The organism is Bacillus sp. JJ1533, assembly GCF_036965045.1.
Taxonomy (GTDB): domain Bacteria; phylum Bacillota; class Bacilli; order Bacillales; family Bacillaceae_L; genus Ferdinandcohnia.
Genome location: NZ_JBALOV010000064.1, coordinates 11,814 through 14,354, shown reverse-complemented (window position 1 = coordinate 14,354; position 2,541 = coordinate 11,814). Strand labels below are relative to the sequence as shown.

The 2,541-nt window shown below is 33.9% G+C and carries 3 protein-coding genes; 2 read left to right on the top strand and 1 reads right to left on the bottom strand.

Annotation, left to right across the window (positions count from 1 at the left end):
- The coding region (locus V7138_RS24950; RefSeq protein ID WP_335402683.1) for a G5 domain-containing protein at positions 1–876 on the top strand (876 nt) is incomplete at its 5' end.
- Positions 877–1,285: 409 nt separating this feature from the next.
- Here the strand turns inward: V7138_RS24950 and V7138_RS24945 are convergent.
- The gene (locus tag V7138_RS24945) at positions 1,286–1,459 is read right to left on the bottom strand and encodes a hypothetical protein (RefSeq protein WP_335402681.1); all 174 of its coding nucleotides are present in this window, start codon (positions 1,457–1,459) and stop codon (positions 1,286–1,288) included.
- A 246-nt stretch (positions 1,460–1,705) separates the two neighbouring features.
- Between V7138_RS24945 and V7138_RS24940 the strand changes: the two genes are divergently transcribed.
- A complete protein-coding gene (locus tag V7138_RS24940; protein ID WP_335402679.1) occupies positions 1,706–2,179 on the top strand; it encodes a VOC family protein in 474 nt (157 codons plus the stop codon).
- The last annotated feature ends 362 nt before the right edge of the window (positions 2,180–2,541 follow it).

Sequence of the window (2,541 nt, the reverse complement as noted above, 5' to 3'; positions counted from 1 at the left end):
ATTGAGAAAGATGTACGAAAAGAAGAAACTAAGTTAAAAAATAAAGCTGAGGATAATAAGCAAGAGGACAATTCAAAAGAAACTGAAACAGAAAAAAAAGAAGATGATACAAAAGTGATGGGAACAGAAAACGAAGATGGCTCTAAAGCAACCGCCGAGCAATCTACAGGAAACACATCATCTGCTACGGTAAAGGTTGAGAAGAAGACTGAAGCTAAATCACCTTCAACTTCTACTCCTGCTCCTAAAAAGGATAGCATTACAACAAAAACAACAACGGCTACGGAGTCTATTCCATTCCAAACCGTAACCCAAAATGATGCCAACTTAGAAAAAGGCAAAACAGTGGTAGTACAAAATGGTTCCAATGGAACGAAGACAATCACATATAAAGAAACATACACAAACGGAACGTTAACTTCTAAAAATGTGGTTTCTTCAAGTGTAACGAAACAACCTGTCAATAAGATTGTAAAAGTAGGTACGAAAGTGGTTCAAGCCACTCCATCTAAACTTTCTGCATCTCAGGCTCATAGCATTCTAAGTGGTTCAGGAATGTCTAAATCAGGCAACTTCTACTCTATGCGTGATAGCTTTGGTGAAATCATCGGTGTGGAAGTTGGTGGAAATGGAGTAAGCATGATTCGCTATAATGGTACAGCTTATATCTCACTTGGAACTTCTAAACAAGAATTGATTGAAATTCTTGGTCCAGAAGAGGGTCCAAAAGAATATGAATGGGGATTACAAGAAAGAGCAAAAATAGAAAGAGCCGTAAGAGCTGCCGCAAATGCTGTCTATGGTAGTGGGACATCACAAGCGAACTCTCTATATAGCCAAATTATCAATAGCACGAGCTTTGGTAAGAATTTCTAATCCTCATACAATAGAGTCCTTCTCTTTCGGGAGAGGGATTCTCTTTTTTAAAAAATTGATATTATAATTGTTAGTACATATCATAAGTCCATGTGATGTTAAATATTTTAAAATATATTAAAAAGATCTATACTTCTCTAACAAAAGTTTGTGAAAAAATGTACTTAAAGTAAAGGGTGCGATGATCCAAGAAGGATTATCGCATATTTTTGTTGAAGTTAATGAACTAACGGGGCAGGTTAGTTTAATAAGAATATAACCAATTTTTTTATGTTTTTGTAGATGATTTTGTAAATTAAAAAAATGACTCAATATAGTGAATCGAGTCATTACTTTCCTATGACTTATTTATCTATCAAATTACATCGAACAAAGTTTTCTTAATGTTTCCCTTTTGAAACTCCATAATCTATTTCTTGTTCTTTTTATTTTTAAACATTAGAACAGTTGCGAGTATAATTGTGGCTGCTCCAATCAACCCAATTATTATTGCTATTGTTTGAGACATAATAGGAAATCTAGATAATGCCACTAATATCAAACCTAAAACAAGAATAATTACATTTATTGTTTCTTTACTCATATGCTCCGCCTCCTATAAATATTATATCGTCAATTGTTCGATATTTTTAAAAACGTATTGGGTTCCATTATTTTTGCACTATATCATTTATTCAATTAAAGGGTGCTTTACTACAATATGGAGTGAAGCCTTTTTCTTATTCAAGTAACGGGGCAGGTTAGTTGAAGAGGGAATATTAAGGTTAATAAAGAATAATAGTAGGTAGGAGTTTGATTCGAATAGAAATGAGAAGGGAGAAATAAAAAAATGAAAATTAACAAAGAAATCAAATTAAAGGGGAAACTGGAAGAAGATATTACGGGCGTAACTTGTATTTACATTCCCGTTAAAGACGTTTACGAGTCCATTAAATGGTATCAAAGTAATTTAGGTTGTGAACCTACAAACCATAATCCTGTTAAGCCTGGGATGCAAATATCGATCTTAAGATTTCCTGATTATAATGGGAATTTATCTGGACCAGGTTTAAGGCAAACGGTACCAGCTATATTCCTTGTGACCTTAAAGGGAGGAGCCGAGATTTCAGGTTTTACGGTTGGCAGCAGCAATCGACACCCTATAGCTTGTTTTATTACTCCACGTATCCAAGAAATGTACAATCGTTTCAAGGAAAACGGAGTAAAAATTGTATCCGAGCTTCCGGAAAATAGGCCTTCTTTTGGATCTAACTTTAAATTTTGCGATCCAGATGGGAATATGTTAGAAATATGGCAGCCTTAAAAACATTAATTAGAAAAACCAGGAGCCTTTCCAAGCGTGGGTTCCTAAAACTAAAGGGGGCGATTGTTCAAGCGGAGCAGTCGCTTTTTCACTAACGAAGCAGTTTAATTGAAGAAGAAAAGTTTTGTCGAACAGTTACTAAAGGGGATTATTTAAAAAAGAAGAATTATTTAATCATAGCCAAATTCAATACTATCTAATTAGATAAGGAGTGGTAACTATGAAAATTAATCAAGTGAATATTTTGGATAGAGAAGAAATTAAGTTGGTAGGTCTTTCAGTAAATGACAGTCTAAATAATATTTTTAACAATAGAATTGTGGGAAGGTTACGTGAGGAATTGGTTAATAGAAAAAATGAAG